The 14,922-nt window shown below is 63.7% G+C and carries 17 protein-coding genes; 11 read left to right on the top strand and 6 right to left on the bottom strand.

What is annotated here, in order from left to right; genetic code table 11:
- Positions 1 to 50: 50 nt before the first annotated feature.
- The 3 genes from BKG76_RS15990 to BKG76_RS16000 all read right to left on the bottom strand — a co-directional run bounded on the left by BKG76_RS15990 (position 51) and on the right by BKG76_RS16000 (position 1,664).
- On the bottom strand, positions 51 to 536 hold the full coding sequence (locus BKG76_RS15990) for an SRPBCC family protein (protein ID WP_070938481.1): 486 nt from the start codon (positions 534 to 536) through the stop codon (positions 51 to 53).
- Between the two features lie 3 nt (positions 537 to 539).
- Positions 540 to 896 carry an ArsR/SmtB family transcription factor gene (locus BKG76_RS15995; protein WP_070938482.1) on the bottom strand — a complete coding sequence of 119 codons (357 nt, stop codon included), beginning with the start codon at positions 894 to 896 and terminating at the stop codon, positions 540 to 542.
- A gap of 66 nt (positions 897 to 962) precedes the next feature.
- Positions 963 to 1,664, bottom strand: a complete 702-nt coding sequence (locus tag BKG76_RS16000; RefSeq protein WP_070938483.1) for a hypothetical protein — start codon at positions 1,662 to 1,664, stop codon at positions 963 to 965.
- A gap of 84 nt (positions 1,665 to 1,748) precedes the next feature.
- On the opposite strand from BKG76_RS16000, the gene BKG76_RS16005 reads away from it, so the two are divergent.
- Genes BKG76_RS16005 through BKG76_RS16030 form a run of 6 tightly spaced genes read left to right on the top strand, consistent with a single transcriptional unit; the run spans position 1,749 to position 7,007 of the window.
- Complete coding sequence (locus tag BKG76_RS16005; RefSeq protein ID WP_070938484.1) at positions 1,749 to 3,383, top strand: acyl-CoA dehydrogenase family protein; 1,635 nt, start codon at positions 1,749 to 1,751, stop codon at positions 3,381 to 3,383.
- 36 nt (positions 3,384 to 3,419) lie between these two features.
- A complete protein-coding gene (locus BKG76_RS16010; protein ID WP_070938485.1) occupies positions 3,420 to 4,325 on the top strand; it encodes a crotonase/enoyl-CoA hydratase family protein in 906 nt (301 codons plus the stop codon).
- Positions 4,326 to 4,354: 29 nt separating this feature from the next.
- Positions 4,355 to 5,071, top strand: a complete 717-nt coding sequence (locus BKG76_RS16015) for a PaaX family transcriptional regulator C-terminal domain-containing protein (RefSeq protein WP_070939284.1) — start codon at positions 4,355 to 4,357, stop codon at positions 5,069 to 5,071.
- Positions 5,072 to 5,079: 8 nt separating this feature from the next.
- Complete coding sequence (locus tag BKG76_RS16020; protein WP_165611538.1) at positions 5,080 to 5,844, top strand: crotonase/enoyl-CoA hydratase family protein; 765 nt, start codon at positions 5,080 to 5,082, stop codon at positions 5,842 to 5,844.
- A 54-nt stretch (positions 5,845 to 5,898) separates the two neighbouring features.
- Positions 5,899 to 6,468, top strand: a complete 570-nt coding sequence (locus BKG76_RS16025; protein ID WP_070938487.1) for a DUF3558 family protein — start codon at positions 5,899 to 5,901, stop codon at positions 6,466 to 6,468.
- On the top strand, positions 6,465 to 7,007 hold the full coding sequence (locus tag BKG76_RS16030) for a DUF3558 domain-containing protein (RefSeq protein WP_070938488.1): 543 nt from the start codon (positions 6,465 to 6,467) through the stop codon (positions 7,005 to 7,007). The genes BKG76_RS16025 and BKG76_RS16030 overlap by 4 nt, the downstream gene beginning before the upstream one ends.
- Before the next feature lie 7 nt (positions 7,008 to 7,014).
- Here BKG76_RS16030 and BKG76_RS16035 read toward each other — a convergent pair whose 3' ends face one another.
- Both BKG76_RS16035 and BKG76_RS16040 read right to left on the bottom strand, forming a co-directional pair.
- Positions 7,015 to 7,476: a DUF3060 domain-containing protein gene (locus BKG76_RS16035; protein ID WP_070938489.1), complete on the bottom strand. Its 462-nt coding sequence runs from the start codon at positions 7,474 to 7,476 to the stop codon at positions 7,015 to 7,017.
- A gap of 38 nt (positions 7,477 to 7,514) precedes the next feature.
- The gene (locus tag BKG76_RS16040; protein ID WP_070939285.1) at positions 7,515 to 7,895 is read right to left on the bottom strand and encodes a DUF3060 domain-containing protein; all 381 of its coding nucleotides are present in this window, start codon (positions 7,893 to 7,895) and stop codon (positions 7,515 to 7,517) included.
- Between the two features lie 206 nt (positions 7,896 to 8,101).
- Here BKG76_RS16040 and BKG76_RS16045 point away from each other — a divergent pair, with 206 nt between their 5' ends.
- The 5 genes from BKG76_RS16045 (at position 8,102) to tuf (ending at position 13,463) form a co-directional block, all read left to right on the top strand.
- Positions 8,102 to 8,710, top strand: coding sequence for a TetR/AcrR family transcriptional regulator (locus BKG76_RS16045; RefSeq protein ID WP_070938490.1), 609 nt, complete (start codon positions 8,102 to 8,104; stop codon positions 8,708 to 8,710).
- Between the two features lie 454 nt (positions 8,711 to 9,164).
- Complete coding sequence (rpsL, locus tag BKG76_RS16050) at positions 9,165 to 9,539, top strand: 30S ribosomal protein S12 (RefSeq protein ID WP_003929602.1); 375 nt, start codon at positions 9,165 to 9,167, stop codon at positions 9,537 to 9,539.
- On the top strand, positions 9,539 to 10,009 hold the full coding sequence (gene rpsG / locus BKG76_RS16055; RefSeq protein ID WP_070938491.1) for a 30S ribosomal protein S7: 471 nt from the start codon (positions 9,539 to 9,541) through the stop codon (positions 10,007 to 10,009). Before rpsL ends, rpsG begins: the two co-directional genes overlap by 1 nt.
- 86 nt (positions 10,010 to 10,095) lie before the next feature.
- Positions 10,096 to 12,201, top strand: coding sequence for an elongation factor G (gene fusA / locus BKG76_RS16060; RefSeq protein WP_070938492.1), 2,106 nt, complete (start codon positions 10,096 to 10,098; stop codon positions 12,199 to 12,201).
- Between the two features lie 68 nt (positions 12,202 to 12,269).
- Positions 12,270 to 13,463 (top strand): elongation factor Tu, encoded by a 1,194-nt coding sequence (gene tuf / locus BKG76_RS16065; protein ID WP_030096667.1) that lies wholly within the window; start codon positions 12,270 to 12,272, stop codon positions 13,461 to 13,463.
- Between the two features lie 88 nt (positions 13,464 to 13,551).
- On the opposite strand, the gene BKG76_RS16070 is transcribed toward tuf, so the two are convergent.
- On the bottom strand, positions 13,552 to 14,901 hold the full coding sequence (locus BKG76_RS16070) for an oxygenase MpaB family protein (RefSeq protein WP_070938493.1): 1,350 nt from the start codon (positions 14,899 to 14,901) through the stop codon (positions 13,552 to 13,554).
- Positions 14,902 to 14,922 lie beyond the last annotated feature (21 nt).

The raw sequence follows: 14,922 nt of genomic DNA on the forward strand, positions 1-14,922 counted from the left end.
GAGCGTAGAGGACGCCCGCACCGACCGTGGTGATGCGAGCGTCCTACCGCTCAGGAGCGGACCAGCTCGTCGATCTGGTTGATCGCCGACGACGCACCCTCGATGACGCCCATGTCCAGCACCTTCTGCAGTGCTTCGGCGGTCTCATACGTGCTGACGTAGGTCGCGCGGGTACGGCCGTCTTCCTCGACGAATGTGTACACGTTCGTCGAAACCGGCATATTGTCCACCGGATTCAGATTCTCGTCGGAAAATCCGTCCGTGAAGGCGAAGCTGTTTGGTTCGTCGATCGCGATGATCTCCCACCAGCCGGCGTACCGCTGGCCCTCTGGTCCGGTCATGTAGTAGTTCACGCGGCCACCCGGCGTGAAGTTGTGGTCGACGAACGTGGCCGGGCAACTCGGCGGACCCCAGACCTTTTCGAGCTGACGCGGGTCGGCGTAGATCTGCCAGATCCGGCCGATCGGTGCCGCGAACTCGGCATGAATGGCGATGGTGCGCGTGTCGATATCGTGAGTAACGTTGGTGACAGGCATGTTTCATTCTTTCCGTGGTGGTTTGCTCGTCGGTGGTTCGGATGCGATCAGTTCATCGATGCGAGCGATCCTGCCGCGCCAGAACTGCTCCAGCTCGGAGAGCATGGTGCCGACAGAACGAACTGCTTCCACATCGCCGCTGGCCAGCTGTTCACGGCCATGACGTCGCTTCGTCAGCAGCCCGGCCCTTTCCAGCACGGCGACGTGCTTTTGCACTGCGGCGAAGCTCATGTCGTAGTCCGCCGCGAGTGTCGAGACCGAGTGCTCGCCGGCCAGCACTCGCCGCAGGATGTCGCGGCGGGTGCGGTCGGAGAGCGCATGGAACATGGCATCGGCCTTGTCCTCGTCCGACTCGGTCACGTCTTCAATCTACAACCATTTGGTTGTATGTCAATCCGGTGAAACTACCGAGGTCGTGAGAGATCGCTAGAACGGCCGGATCACGTCGTATCTACTGGTCGCGACGGTATCGATATTGGTATCGGCACCAAAGGCTTTGACGCTCTCAAGCATTGCCACCACGCGCCGGCCGAGTTGTTGTTGATCCGAGGCGCCGTACCAGGCCAGCGGATCGGTGAGGGCCGCGGCCGGGAATTGCTCGAACACGATGGCCGAGATCGCGGGCGCGTCGACGGTCACGGCCCGCACCACCAGGTTCTGTTCGTATCCGATCGTCGACTGCAACTCGAGCGCGTTCTGGGTGTGCACTCCCTGCCACTGCTGGCGCCACTTCTCGAAGGGCATCTCGATGGGTTTGCGCAACAGCGCGATGTTGGTGAAACCCGTTGATCGCGAATCGCTTTGGGTGTCAGGAGAGGGTAGTGGCACCGATTCGGTAACGAGATATCCGTGCACGGCCGCTGATGTACCGGCAAGTATTGCCTCGATCTCGCGTATCTGTGGGCCGTACGACTGCTGAACCCACACGCAGACCGCGGCGGCGATGGGTGGGTCCAGGGTCACGAGGCGCAGGGTCGCCGCGCGTACGGCGTCGTCATGCACGCACACGGTGAAACCGTGCACGCCGACCGCCTGGAGCTTGTCGGCGACTGCTGTGCGCAACTGCCCGGCCCACTCGTCGGTGGCCGCATCGGACGGTTGGCGCAATACGAAGACGACCTTCTCCACGCCTTCTTTCTAGCGCACCGGGAGCCCGAAAAGGGGAGACGAACAGATCTTGTGCGGTTGTCGCGGAAATGTAACACTGGATGCATGGCCGATACGCATGTCGTCACCAACCAGGTCCCTCCATTGCGCGACTACAACGCCGCGACCAGTCCCGTGCTGATGGAAGCGCTCATCCGCGAAGGCGGTCAGTGGGGCGTCGATGAGGTTGTCGAGGTCGGCGAACTCAACGGCACCGACCGCATGCAGCGCGCCGGGGAGCTGGCGAACCGCAACCGCCCGGTGCTGCACACCCACGACCGCTGGGGGCATCGCGTCGACGAAATCGATTTCGACCCGGCCTACCACGAGCTCATGCGCGAGGCGATCGCCCATGGTTTACACGGCGCACCGTGGGCCGACGACCGCCCGGGTGCCCATGTCGTGCGCGCGGCGAAGACCGGTGTCTGGACGGCCGATCCGGGCCACATGTGCCCGATATCGATGACCTACGCGGTGATTCCGGCGCTTCGTGCCAACTCCGAACTGGCGGCCATCTACGAACCACTGTTGTCCAGCCGCGTCTATGACCCGGTGCTGGCGGTACCCGCCACCAAGGCGGGGCTGACGGCGGGTATGTCGATGACCGAGAAGCAGGGCGGTTCGGATGTGCGCGCGGGTACCACCACCGCCACGCCGAATGCCGATGGCAGCTACACGCTGGTTGGGCACAAGTGGTTCACCTCGGCGCCGATGTGTGATGTCTTCCTGGTGCTGGCACAGGCACCCGGCGGCCTGTCGTGTTTCTTCCTGCCGCGGGTGCTGCCCGATGGCACCCGGAACCGGATGCGATTGCAGCGCTTGAAAGACAAGCTCGGTAACCACTCCAATGCATCCTCGGAAGTTGAGTACGACGACGCCACTGCGTGGCTTGTCGGTGAGGAGGGGAAGGGCGTCAAGACCATCATCGAGATGGTCAACATGACGCGGCTGGACTGCACACTCGGATCGGCCACCAGCATGCGCACGGGTGTCGCGCTGGCCATGCATCACGCTCAGCACCGCAAGGCCTTTGGCGAGTACCTCATCGATCAGCCGTTGATGCGTAATGTGCTCGCGGATCTCGCAATCGAGGCCGAGGCCGCCACCATGGTCGCGATGCGGATGGCGGGAGCCACCGACCGTGCCACCCGGGGGGATGAGACCGAGTCCTTGCTGCGTCGTATCGGATTGGCCGCTAGCAAGTATTGGGTGTGTAAGCGCGCCACCCCCCATGCGGGTGAGGCGATGGAATGTCTGGGCGGCAATGGGTATGTGGAGGACTCCGGGCTGCCACGCCTGTACCGCGAGGCTCCGCTGATGGGGATCTGGGAGGGGTCGGGCAACGTGAGTGCCCTGGACACCTTGCGGGCCATGGCCACCAAGCCCGAGTGCATCGAGGTGCTGTTCAAGGAGCTTGCCCTTGCCCAGGGACAAGACGAGCGATTGGATCGCCATATCAACGGATTGCATTCGCAGCTCAGCGATCTGGATTCCGTCATGTACCGCGCCCGTAAGGTTGCCGAGGACATCTGTCTGGCGCTGCAGGGCGCGCTCCTGGTCCGTCATGGTCATCCGGCGGTAGCGCAAGCGTTCCTTGCGACCCGGCTGGCAGGCAATTGGGGCGGGGCATTCGGCACTCTTCCAACAGGTTTGGATCTTTCCCCGATCCTGGAGCGGGCGACCGTCAAGGCGGGTAACTAGCCGGTGGATGAGCCGCCTGCGCGAGGATTGGAAAATATGGATACCTTGAAGACGATGACCTACGAGGTCACCGATCGAGTCGCGCGTATCACCTTCAACCGTCCTGAGCAAGGCAACGCCATCATCGCGGAGACGCCGCTGGAGCTGGCGGCACTGGTGGAACGTGCCGACCTGGACCCGCAGGTGCATGTCATCCTGGTATCGGGCCGGGGAGATGGATTCTGCGGCGGCTTCGATCTGAGTGCCTATGCCGAGGCGAATGACGAAGGCTCGGCACAGTATTCGGGCACCGCCCTGGACGGGCAAGTACAGTTGCGCAACCACCTGCCGAACATCAACTGGGACCCCATGCTCGACTACCAGATGATGAGCCGGTTCACCCGCGGCTTCTCCTCGCTGTTGCATGCCAACAAACCGACAGTCGTGAAGGTGCACGGCTATTGCGTGGCCGGCGGTACCGACATCGCATTGCACGCCGACCAGTTGATCGTCGCCGCCGATGCCAAGATCGGATACCCGCCCACGCGGGTATGGGGCGTCCCCGCCACCGGGCTGTGGGCGCACAGACTCGGTGACCAACGCGCGAAACGTCTTCTGCTCACCGGAGATTGCCTGTCGGGTAAACAAGCCTACGACTGGGGTCTGGCGGTCGAGGCGCCCGATCCGGCCGAACTGGACGAACGCACCGAGCGGCTGGTCGAGCGGATCGCGGCGATGCCGCTGAATCAGCTGATGATGATCAAGCTGGCTTGCAACTCGGTGCTCATCAATCAGGGGATCGCCAATAGCGCCATGGTCGGCACCGTTTTTGATGGCATTTCCCGGCATACCCCGGAGGCCCACGCGTTCACCGCCGATGCCATCACCAACGGCTATCGACAGGCGGTCCGGCACCGGGACGAGCCCTTTGGCGATTACGGCCGCAAGCCCACCGAACTGTAGTGCTCGAAAATCCGGTCGATCATCACCCGATGACCGCGCGCTCGGTCATCCTGAGCTTGCTACTCGGGGCGCATCCGGCCGAGCTGTCGGTCCGGGAAATCCGGTCACTGACCACCTTGTTCGGTATCAGTGACACCACGGTGCGGGTGGCACTCACTCGCATGGTCTCCGCCGGGGACCTTGCGAGAACCGAATCGGGGTACCGGCTCGCCGAGCGTCTGCAGGCCCGCCAGCTTCGGCAGGACGAGGCGTGCGACCCGCACCGAGGCTCCTGGGACGGCACCTGGACGCAGCTGGTGATCACCAGCGTGGGCCGGGACCCCCGCGACCGCAACGACCTACGAACGACCCTGCGGCAGGGCCGTTTCGGAGAACTGCGAGAGGGCGTGTGGCTGCGCCCGGAGAATCTGGAGATCGACCTGCCGCCGTCGGTCACCGACCACGTGTGGGTTTTACACACTCGAGCCGACCAACCCGAAGCGTTGGCCGCTCAGCTGTGGGATCTACCTGGATGGTCGCAGTACGCGACGGCCCTCTTGCGGTGGTGGGACCAGGCGGACGCGATTCCCGCGCGGTTCGTGCTGGCCGCGGCGATGGTGCGGCATCTGCTGGCAGACCCCGTGCTGCCGGACGAGCTGTTGCCGGCCGACTGGCCTGCCGACGAAATACGTTCCCGTTATCGGGAATTCAAGGATGAGCTGGTGACGCTGCGGGATACCGCCGAGATGGAGGAAGTCTCCCTATGAGTGAAAATGTGGAACCGGCCGTTCGGGTGGAGAAGGCGGGAGCGGTGACGACGGTCATTCTCAATCGGCCCCAGGCCCGCAACGCCGTCGACGGCCCGACCGCGGCGGCGCTACTGGCGGCGTTCACCGAATTCGACTCGGATCCCGAGGCGTCGGTGGCGGTGCTGTGGGGTGATAACGGAACATTCTGTGCCGGAGCAGATCTCAAGGCAATGGGCACCGATCGCGGAAACGAACTGCACCCGCATGGTCCCGGCCCGATGGGCCCCTCGCGGCTGCGGCTGTCCAAGCCGGTGATCGCGGCGATATCGGGGCATGCCGTCGCCGGCGGGATTGAACTCGCGTTGTGGTGTGACCTTCGGGTGGTCGAGGAGGATGCCGTGCTGGGTGTCTTCTGCCGGCGCTGGGGTGTGCCCCTCATCGACGGCGGCACCATCAGGTTGCCGCGGCTGATCGGGCACTCGCGTGCGATGGATCTCATCCTCACCGGACGTCCCGTCACGGCGAACGAGGCACTGGATATCGGGCTCGCCAACAGGGTGGTTCCGCGCGGTCAGGCACGTCGGGCGGCCGAAGCGCTGGCCGCCGAGATTGCCGCCTTCCCGCAACAATGCGTGCGCGCCGACCGTGATTCGGCCATCGCGCAGTGGGGGATGACCGAGGAAGCGGCCCTGGACAACGAGTTTGGCAGCATCGAACGCGTAGCGGCCGAAGCGCTGGAAGGCGCCGGCCGGTTCGCCGCGGGCGCGGGTCGCCACGGCGCCGGAGTCTGACACGCCAGAGGCGGGGCGCCGACACGCTCGGACATACGAGGGACCGGACGTACTGTGGACACCGTGAGTGTGCGGATTGCCCCGGTGTCGGCCCTGGTCATCGCCGCCGTGGTGCTGGCCGGATGTTCGTCTCGGCCGTCTTCAAGTGGTGACGGCGACGGCGGCAGCGGATCGCCCGACGTCCAGGTGACCACTGTGCCCGAGGTGAACAACGGGCCCGGCAAGGGTTTCAAGCTCGGTGACTGCGGCGGCATGACCGATGCGGAAATCACTGCGGCGGTGGGTGTTCCGGGTCTCAAACGGGATGTGGACAGCCTGCTGGGCTGCCGCTGGTCCACCGGACCCGGAACGGGGGATACCTCCCTCTCGCTCTATTGGTACCGGGGTAGTTCGGCACAGAAGGAAGCGTCGGTCGCGCGGAACCTCGGGCACACGGTGGAATCGGTGACGACCAAGTCCTATCCCGGTTACCGCGTGAGCAATGTCGGGCTGTGCGAGCTATCGGCCGGATCGGGACCAGACTTCCTGCACTGGTCACTGCAAACGGGGGCCGTCAAGAATGATCCGTGCAAGGCCGTCGACACCCTGATGGACTCACTGTTGGGCAAGGTGGGCAAGCAATGAGAAAGATCGTCGGCCCCCTGGCCGTCGTGGTGCTGCTGCTCGCGGGACCGACCGGTTGCGCGCGCACCGTGGATGGGACCGCCGTCGCGCCCGGTTCGGGTCTGAATTCCCACGACCGGGGCGAGAACGACAAGCTGGATCCGTACGGATTCGCCAATGGGCAATGCGGCCCCCTCGATGAGAAGACCATTGTCGAGACCGTCAAGGCCGCCCAGATCTACCAGAATTTCTTTGGCGCACTGTGCTATTGGGTTGCCGCCGATGATGCGGGAAATCTCATCGACCTGCTGTACGCGTACTACGAGGGCGGTGACGTCGAGCGCGACCGCAAGTCGGCAGACGGGATGGGGCAGAAGACCGCCGACATCACGATCAACAGTCGCAAGGGATTCACCAGCAGCGGCCCCGGTTCCGGCTGTGGCGTCACGGTTCCGGCCGGCACCGGTTCGCTGACCTGGTGGGTTCAGTACCGCAAGGGCGGGGACAGCTGTGCCGCCGCTCGCCAACTGGTCGAGCAGATCGTGCAGACCGTGCTGTGAGCAGGATCTAGGAAGCCTTCTGGATCGTGTTGTTACTTCCGTAGTTGTTGACCTTGGGGTTGCCCGATTTGTACGTCAGCTTGTTTCCGTAACCGGTGACGGTCACCTGGGTCTTCAGCTCGTCGAACGTGACGGTGTTCGAGAAGCCCGAGACGGTGACCTTGTCGCAGGCGCCTGTGATGGTGAGCGTGTTGTTGGCGCCGGTGATGTTCAGCCCCTTGCCCGCTTCGCAGGCAGCCGTCGTGGTCTGGCCGAAATATCCGATGACGGTCTCGTCGCCGATGTTGACCTGTGCCGACGTCGGTGTGCTGGCGCTGGAGGAGGTGCTGCTGCTAGCGCTACTGGATGGGGGAGTCCAGGTGCCGGGTGTCGGATTGCTCGAACCGGGTTTGATGGCGCCGCAGCCGGCCAGCCCGAGGGCGGTGGCGGCGATGGCAAGGGCGGCAAGGATCGGGCGAGTGTGGGACATGCCCTCAAGTATCCCGAGATTCGGGTGACGGGAGTGGGTCAGCCAGGAATGCGGTCGATGAAATTCATCATGCCCAGCTCGCGCCCGCGATCGATGACCGCCGGCTCGCCGGATTTGTACAGCACCTTCTGGTTGAAGCCGTAGACGGTGATGTCGTTGACCACGTTGTCGGCGATGATCGTGTTGGATGACCCCTGCACCGAGATCGCGTAGCAGCTGCCCAAGGCGGTGATGACGTTCTGCGATCCGTTCACAAAGACCGTGGAGTCGCCGCAATCGATGGTGGTGACGAGGCCGTATTGGGTGATGTGGGTGTCGCCGTTCTTGGCCAGCCGAATGTTGTCGGCAAGGTCCGAACGCACGGTGTGTGAGCTCGTCAATGCGGCGATACCGGCGGTCACCAGGACACCGACCAGCAGGCACTGCCCGACAGAAACTAGAACGTGTTTCATTTCGCCGTCCTGATCACTCGATGAGAATAAGCCACGGCACGCCACGACAGGCTCGATGGGCAGACAAACACAAAGGTGGCGATGGGGGAGATAGGGTCATAGCAGGCCATCTGCCCAGAAGGCCGTGCCAAATAGCCCGAACTAGAACGACTCACCCTCGAAGGCGGCCACACGTGACGACCGAGCCCGCAACCGCGCACCGCAGATCCCCTGCGCGGGCAACGCGGCTCAACCGGGACACCGTCGTCAACGCCGCGCTGTCCTTTCTTGACCGGGCGGGTTGGGATGCGTTGACCATCAACGCATTGGCCGTCGAGCTCGGCACCAAGGGGCCGTCGCTCTATAACCATGTGGATAGCCTGGATGATCTGCGCCACGAGGTGCGCGACCGGGTGCTCGCCGAGATTGTCGGCATGCTGCACACCGTGAGTTCGGGCCGCTCCAGCGAGGATGCGATCCTGGCGATGGCAGGCGCATACCGCAGTTACGCGCACCACCATCCCGGCAGATATGCCGCATTGACCCGGATGCCGTTCCTGGACGACGTGAATCGCCCGACCATCGACGCACGTGAGCTGGCCAAACCCGCGACCGAGGCCATCGGCGTGTACGGACTCAATGAAGACACCGCCTTCCACGCCGGTGTCGAGCTGTGGGCGGCGATGCACGGTTTCGTCATGTTGGAGATGACCGGCTTCATGGCGGGGATCGAGATGGATCCCGATATCGCGTTCACGGAGATGGTGCACCGCTTCGCCTCGGGCCTCGCCGAGCGGCGATGAGCGCTTGGCGCGAAGAGCGGAGTGTTCCGATGAGCGCTTGGCGCGAAGAGCGGAGTGTTCCGATGAGCGTTTGGTGCGACGAGCAGAGTGTTCCGATGAGCGTTTGGCGCGCAGAGTGGGCGGCTCAGTCGGGCGCGTTGCTCGGGTGTTGGTGAGTCGCCGCCTACCAGCGCTTTGTCCCTGGTAGGCGAGTTTGTCTCACTGTGATCAGCCCTGGTATGGTAGGGCGCTGTGCCTGGCCAATGGCCACCGCTGGTAGCCCCAGTGGGGGTCAAATAAGGCGCCAGGTCAATTCGCATGCCCAGAGGGTGAAGGAGTTTTTCTTCGCGGCCGCGGTGCGTGCGACACGCCCGGCCTCGGGATACCGAATCGGGCGAAAACCGCAGGACAAAGGGCCTTTAGAAGGGCTCGCAGTGCTAGAGCCCAGTAGTAGCTAGAGACAGAAAGCCGGTACATGCCAACCATCAACCAGCTGGTCCGTAAGGGTCGCCGGGACAAGATCGCCAAGGTGAAGACTGCGGCCCTGAAGGGCAGCCCGCAGCGCCGTGGCGTGTGCACCCGCGTCTACACCACCACCCCGAAGAAGCCGAACTCGGCGCTGCGGAAGGTGGCCCGTGTGCGGCTGACCAGCGCGGTGGAGGTCACCGCTTACATCCCGGGTGAGGGTCACAACCTGCAGGAGCACTCGATGGTGCTCGTGCGCGGTGGTCGTGTGAAGGACCTCCCCGGTGTGCGCTACAAGATCATCCGCGGCTCGCTGGATACCCAGGGAGTCAAGAACCGCAAGCAGGCTCGCAGCCGCTATGGCGCCAAGAAGGAGAAGAGCTAATGCCACGCAAGGGACCCGCGCCGTCGCGCCCCCTGGTTAACGACCCGGTTTACAGCTCCCAGCTGGTGACCCAGCTGGTCAACAAGGTGCTGCTCGATGGCAAGAAGTCCATCGCCGAGCGCATCGTGTACGGCGCCCTGGAGCAGGCCCGCGACAAGACCGGCACCGATCCGGTCGTGACGCTCAAGCGTGCGATGGACAACGTCAAGCCCGCCCTTGAGGTGCGTAGCCGCCGCGTCGGTGGCGCCACCTACCAGGTGCCGGTCGAGGTTCGTCCCGATCGCTCCACCACCCTGGCCCTGCGCTGGTTGGTCAGCTTCTCGCGGGCTCGCCGGGAAAAGACCATGATTGAGCGGTTGGCGAACGAGATCCTGGACGCCAGCAATGGCCTGGGTGCTTCGGTGAAGCGCCGCGAGGATGTTCACAAGATGGCCGAGGCCAACCGGGCGTTCGCGCACTACCGCTGGTGATCTTGACGGGCCTCACCTCATAGCGAGGCCCGCCAGCGCGTCCAGCGCACCCTTCCTAAATTCGAAGCGAAAGAGCGGAAACTTCTGTGGCACAGGAAGTGCTGACCGACCTGAACAAGGTCCGCAACTTCGGCATCATGGCGCACATCGATGCCGGCAAGACCACCACGACCGAACGCATCCTCTTCTACACCGGTATCACCTACAAGATCGGTGAAGTCCACGATGGCGCAGCCACCATGGACTGGATGGAGCAGGAGCAGGAGCGCGGCATCACGATCACGTCCGCCGCGACGACCGCGTACTGGAAAGAAAACCAGCTCAACATCATCGACACCCCGGGACACGTCGACTTCACCGTCGAGGTGGAGCGCAACCTGCGCGTGCTCGACGGTGCCGTTGCCGTTTTCGATGGCAAGGAAGGCGTGGAGCCGCAGTCCGAGCAGGTGTGGCGTCAGGCCGACCGCTACGACGTGCCGCGTATCTGCTTCGTCAACAAGATGGACAAGCTGGGCGCGGACTTCTACTTCACGGTGAAGACCATCGAGGATCGCCTCGGTGCGCGCGCGCTGCCCATTCAGCTGCCGATCGGTGCCGAGAACGACTTCGAGGGCATCGTCGACCTGGTCGAGATGAACGCCAAGGTATGGCGTGGCGAGACCAAGATGGGTGAGCAGTACGAGGTCGTGGAGATCCCCGCGGATCTGAAGGACAAGGCTGACGAGTACCGGGCCGCGCTGCTCGAGGCTGTCGCCGAGACCGACGAAGAGCTGCTGGAGAAGTACCTGGGCGGCGAAGAGCTGACGATCGATGAGATCAAGGCCGCGATCCGCAAGCTCACCATCAACTCCGAGGCATACCCGGTGTTGTGTGGCAGCGCGTTCAAGAACAAGGGTGTGCAGCCCATGCTTGACGCCGTCATCGACTACCTCCCGACGCCCCTGGACGTGGGCGCCACCACCGGCCATGTGCCCGGCAAGGAAGACGAGCTCATCACGCGTGAGCCGAACACCGACGAGCCGTTCAGCGCGTTGGCGTTCAAGGTGGCCACCCACCCGTTCTTCGGCAAGTTGATCTACATCCGTGTGTACTCGGGCAAGGTCGACTCGGGCACCCAGGTGGTCAACTCCACCAAGGGCAAGAAGGAGCGCCTGGGCAAGCTGTTCCAGATGCACTCCAACAAGGAGAACCCGGTCGAGTCCGCAGCTGCCGGTCACATCTATGCCGCGATCGGACTCAAGGACACCACCACCGGTGACACCCTGTGCGATCCGAACAACCAGATCGTGCTCGAGTCGATGACCTTCCCGGACCCGGTTATCCAGGTGGCCATCGAGCCGAAGACCAAGAGCGACCAGGAAAAGCTGGGCACCGCGATCCAGAAGCTGGCCGAAGAGGACCCCACCTTCAAGGTCAAGCTGGACCAGGAGACGGGCCAGACGATCATCGGCGGCATGGGCGAGCTGCACCTGGACATCCTGGTGGACCGCATGCGCCGCGAGTTCAAGGTCGAGGCGAACGTCGGCAAGCCGCAGGTGGCCTACCGCGAGACGATCCGCAAGAAGGTCGACAACGTCGAATTCACCCACAAGAAGCAGACGGGTGGCTCGGGCCAGTTCGCCAAGGTGATCATCTCGATCGAGCCGTTGGTGGACGCCGAGGACGGCGCCACCTACGAGTTCTCGAACAAGGTCACCGGTGGACGCGTCCCGCGCGAGTACATCCCGTCGGTGGACGCCGGTGCGCAGGACGCCATGCAATACGGCATCTTGGCCGGCTACCCGCTGGTGAACATCAAGGTCACGCTGCTCGACGGTGCGTACCACGATGTTGACTCGTCGGAAATGGCGTTCAAGATCGCGGGTTCGCAGGCCCTGAAGAAGGCCGCGCAGTCTGCGCAGCCGGTCATCCTGGAACCCATCATGGCTGTCGAGGTCACCACACCCGAGGACTACATGGGTGACGTGATCGGCGACCTGAACTCCCGCCGTGGCCAGATCCAGGCTATGGAGGAGCGCAGCGGTGCACGCGTCGTCAAGGCGCAGGTTCCGCTGTCGGAGATGTTCGGCTATGTCGGCGACCTGCGGTCGAAGACCCAGGGCCGGGCTAACTACTCCATGGTGTTTGACTCGTACGCCGAAGTTCCGGCGAACGTGTCGAAGGAGATCATCGCGAAGGCAACGGGCGAATAGTCCGCCGGAGCACCGCGCCCCTGGCGCAAAACTGTAAGTAATAACAACAAGAGTCCAGGAGGACACAAGTGGCGAAGGCGAAGTTCGAGCGGACGAAGCCGCACGTCAACATCGGGACCATCGGTCACGTTGACCACGGCAAGACCACTCTCACTGCAGCTATCACGAAGGTGCTGCACGACAAGTATCCCGATTTGAACGAGGCGTCGGCCTTCGACCAGATCGACAACGCTCCCGAAGAGAAGGCTCGTGGTATCACGATCAACATCTCGCACGTGGAGTACCAGACCGAGAAGCGTCACTACGCGCACGTCGACGCCCCCGGTCACGCTGACTACATCAAGAACATGATCACCGGTGCTGCCCAGATGGACGGCGCGATCCTGGTGGTTGCCGCGACCGACGGCCCCATGCCGCAGACTCGCGAGCACGTGCTGCTCGCCCGTCAGGTGGGTGTGCCCTACATCCTCGTCGCGCTGAACAAGTCCGACATGGTGGACGACGAGGAGCTCCTGGAGCTCGTCGAGATGGAGGTCCGGGAACTGCTGAGCAGCCAGGACTTCGACGGCGACAACGCTCCCGTGGTGCGTGTCTCGGCGCTCAAGGCGCTCGAGGGCGACGCCGAGTGGGGCAAGACCGTTGCCGACCTGATGGACGCGGTTGACGAGTCGATCCCGGACCCGGTCCGCGAGACCGACAAGCCGTTCCTGATGCCCGTCGAGGACGTGTTCACCATCACCGGTCGTGGCACCGTGGTGACCGGTCGCGTCGAGCGTGGCGTGATCAACGTGAACGAGGACGTCGAGATCGTCGGCATCAAGGACACCACCACCAAGACCACGGTCACCGGTGTTGAGATGTTCCGCAAGCTGCTCGATCAGGGCCAGGCCGGTGACAACGTCGGTCTGCTGGTTCGTGGTGTGAAGCGTGAGGACGTCGAGCGTGGCCAGGTTGTGGTCAAGCCCGGCACCACCACCCCGCACACCGAGTTCGAGGGCAGCGTCTACATCCTGTCCAAGGACGAGGGCGGCCGTCACACGCCGTTCTTCAACAACTACCGTCCGCAGTTCTACTTCCGCACCACCGACGTAACCGGTGTTGTGACGCTGCCGGAAGGCACCGAGATGGTTATGCCCGGTGACAACACCGACATCTCCGTCAAGCTGATCCAGCCGGTCGCCATGGACGAGGGCCTGCGTTTCGCGATCCGTGAAGGTGGCCGTACCGTCGGCGCCGGTCGCGTGACCAAGATCCTCAAGTGATCTGAAGACGCCAAGAAAACGGCGCTCACCCTTCGGGGTGGGCGCCGTTTTCGTTGTGCGCCAACGTCGAATGCCGCCAACGTCGAGTTCAGCGTGCGAACGCGTGCCCGGAGGTGTTGTTGTCGTGCATGGTGTACGTCGAGGCCACCTTGCCCCGTTTCTCGATGAACTCGGACAAAAGGTTTTGCACCGCACTGGGATTGGGGTTGAAGGAGTCCAACTGCCGACGTACCAGGCCGATTCCGGGCAGTCGGTCCATCGCGGCGCTCGTTTGCGCGTTGACCGCGGCCGCTCTGCTGAACAGCCAGCCCGACAAACGATGATTGACGCCTTCAAAGGTTGTGTCCCGGAAGAACTCGTCCATGGCCGCCGGTCCCATCAGCATGGAGCCGGGGCCGGCGATCACCTCCGCGAAGAGGCGCCTGACCGGGCCGGTGCGTGCGCCCGACATACCCGTGGCCAACGCCTCGACGAGCTCGACGCGCCAGCGCGAGGCATCACCCGAGCGTGCCAGTAGGTAATCAAGATTGCGCATGGCGTCGATGCCGGTGTGCGGCAGCAGGTCCTCGGTGACCCCGAACATCAGTGCCCACCGCAGCAGGTAGTGCCAGACGTCGTCGATTTCCCTTAGCGTGCAAGACCTTCCGAGACGAAAGTCGACAAGGAGCGCCCCCAGCATCGCCTCGATGAACCCGCACATGGATGCGTTCGAGATGGGTGCGCCGTACCGGGCGTAGTTGTCCTCGCCCCAGGCGCTGCGCAGGCCCCGCCGGGCCAGGGAGTGCACCAGCCGCACCCGCATGGTCAGTTTGATCTGCTCCGAGCCGGGTACCAGGCCGTCACGGTCGAAGATCATCGAGAAGAACCGGTTGGTCTCGGCCAGTCGTTGGGCACTCTGATAGCGGAACCGGCCGGTGGCTCCGGTCGCTGCCGACACATCTGAGTTCATGACGGTATCGAAGACTGCAAAGGTCGTCATGACGGCGGTGGTCGCGGTGGTTACCTGTCGCGCGCGCAGCCGTCCTCGCTCGGCCTTTTCCGGATCCCACCACTGTGGCACTCGGTAGGCATCCGCGAACAGTGCGCGCAGTGCCTCGGGAGGATTGTCCAGGCTATCGACGCCGTGCTCGACGGCCTGCTCGAACAGGGCGCGAGCTTCGGCGGATCCGAGTTCGTGAAACAGCTCCACCACGGCGTCCATCGGCTCGTCGCCCTGCCACATGTGGTCATCGAATATCCGGGTTGCCGGGGTGGGGGTCACCTCGTCCTCGACGTCGAACCAGGGATCGAACAGGTAGTGCCGGCAGTGGCGCCATATCCAGCCGAATTCGTTCTTGCCCTCGGGAATTGGACGTAGGTCCATTCCCTGACGGAAGTAGTAATCGAACGGGTGCGGTTCGCCTGACTGCGGTTTGTCGACCACGGTGAGCTTGGACATCCGAGCGCCTCCTGCGATGTG

Origin of the sequence: Mycobacteroides franklinii (assembly GCF_001853795.1) — a bacterium.
GTDB classification, from domain to species: Bacteria; Actinomycetota; Actinomycetes; order Mycobacteriales; family Mycobacteriaceae; genus Mycobacterium; species Mycobacterium franklinii.

What these genes read in the sequence shown, in the direction of transcription:
- BKG76_RS16010 (WP_070938485.1), top strand. Translation starts at nt 3,420, where the DNA reads ATGGATACCTTGAAGACGATGACCTACGAGGTCACCGATCGAGTCGCG.
- BKG76_RS16035 (WP_070938489.1), bottom strand. Translation starts at nt 7,476, where the DNA reads ATGTCCCACACTCGCCCGATCCTTGCCGCCCTTGCCATCGCCGCCACC.
- rpsL (WP_003929602.1), top strand. Translation starts at nt 9,165, where the DNA reads ATGCCAACCATCAACCAGCTGGTCCGTAAGGGTCGCCGGGACAAGATC.
- BKG76_RS16005 (WP_070938484.1), top strand. Translation starts at nt 1,749, where the DNA reads ATGGCCGATACGCATGTCGTCACCAACCAGGTCCCTCCATTGCGCGAC.
- BKG76_RS16030 (WP_070938488.1), top strand. Translation starts at nt 6,465, where the DNA reads ATGAGAAAGATCGTCGGCCCCCTGGCCGTCGTGGTGCTGCTGCTCGCG.
- BKG76_RS15990 (WP_070938481.1), bottom strand. Translation starts at nt 536, where the DNA reads ATGCCTGTCACCAACGTTACTCACGATATCGACACGCGCACCATCGCC.
- BKG76_RS16070 (WP_070938493.1), bottom strand. Translation starts at nt 14,901, where the DNA reads ATGTCCAAGCTCACCGTGGTCGACAAACCGCAGTCAGGCGAACCGCAC.
- rpsG (WP_070938491.1), top strand. Translation starts at nt 9,539, where the DNA reads ATGCCACGCAAGGGACCCGCGCCGTCGCGCCCCCTGGTTAACGACCCG.
- BKG76_RS16015 (WP_070939284.1), top strand. Translation starts at nt 4,355, where the DNA reads ATGACCGCGCGCTCGGTCATCCTGAGCTTGCTACTCGGGGCGCATCCG.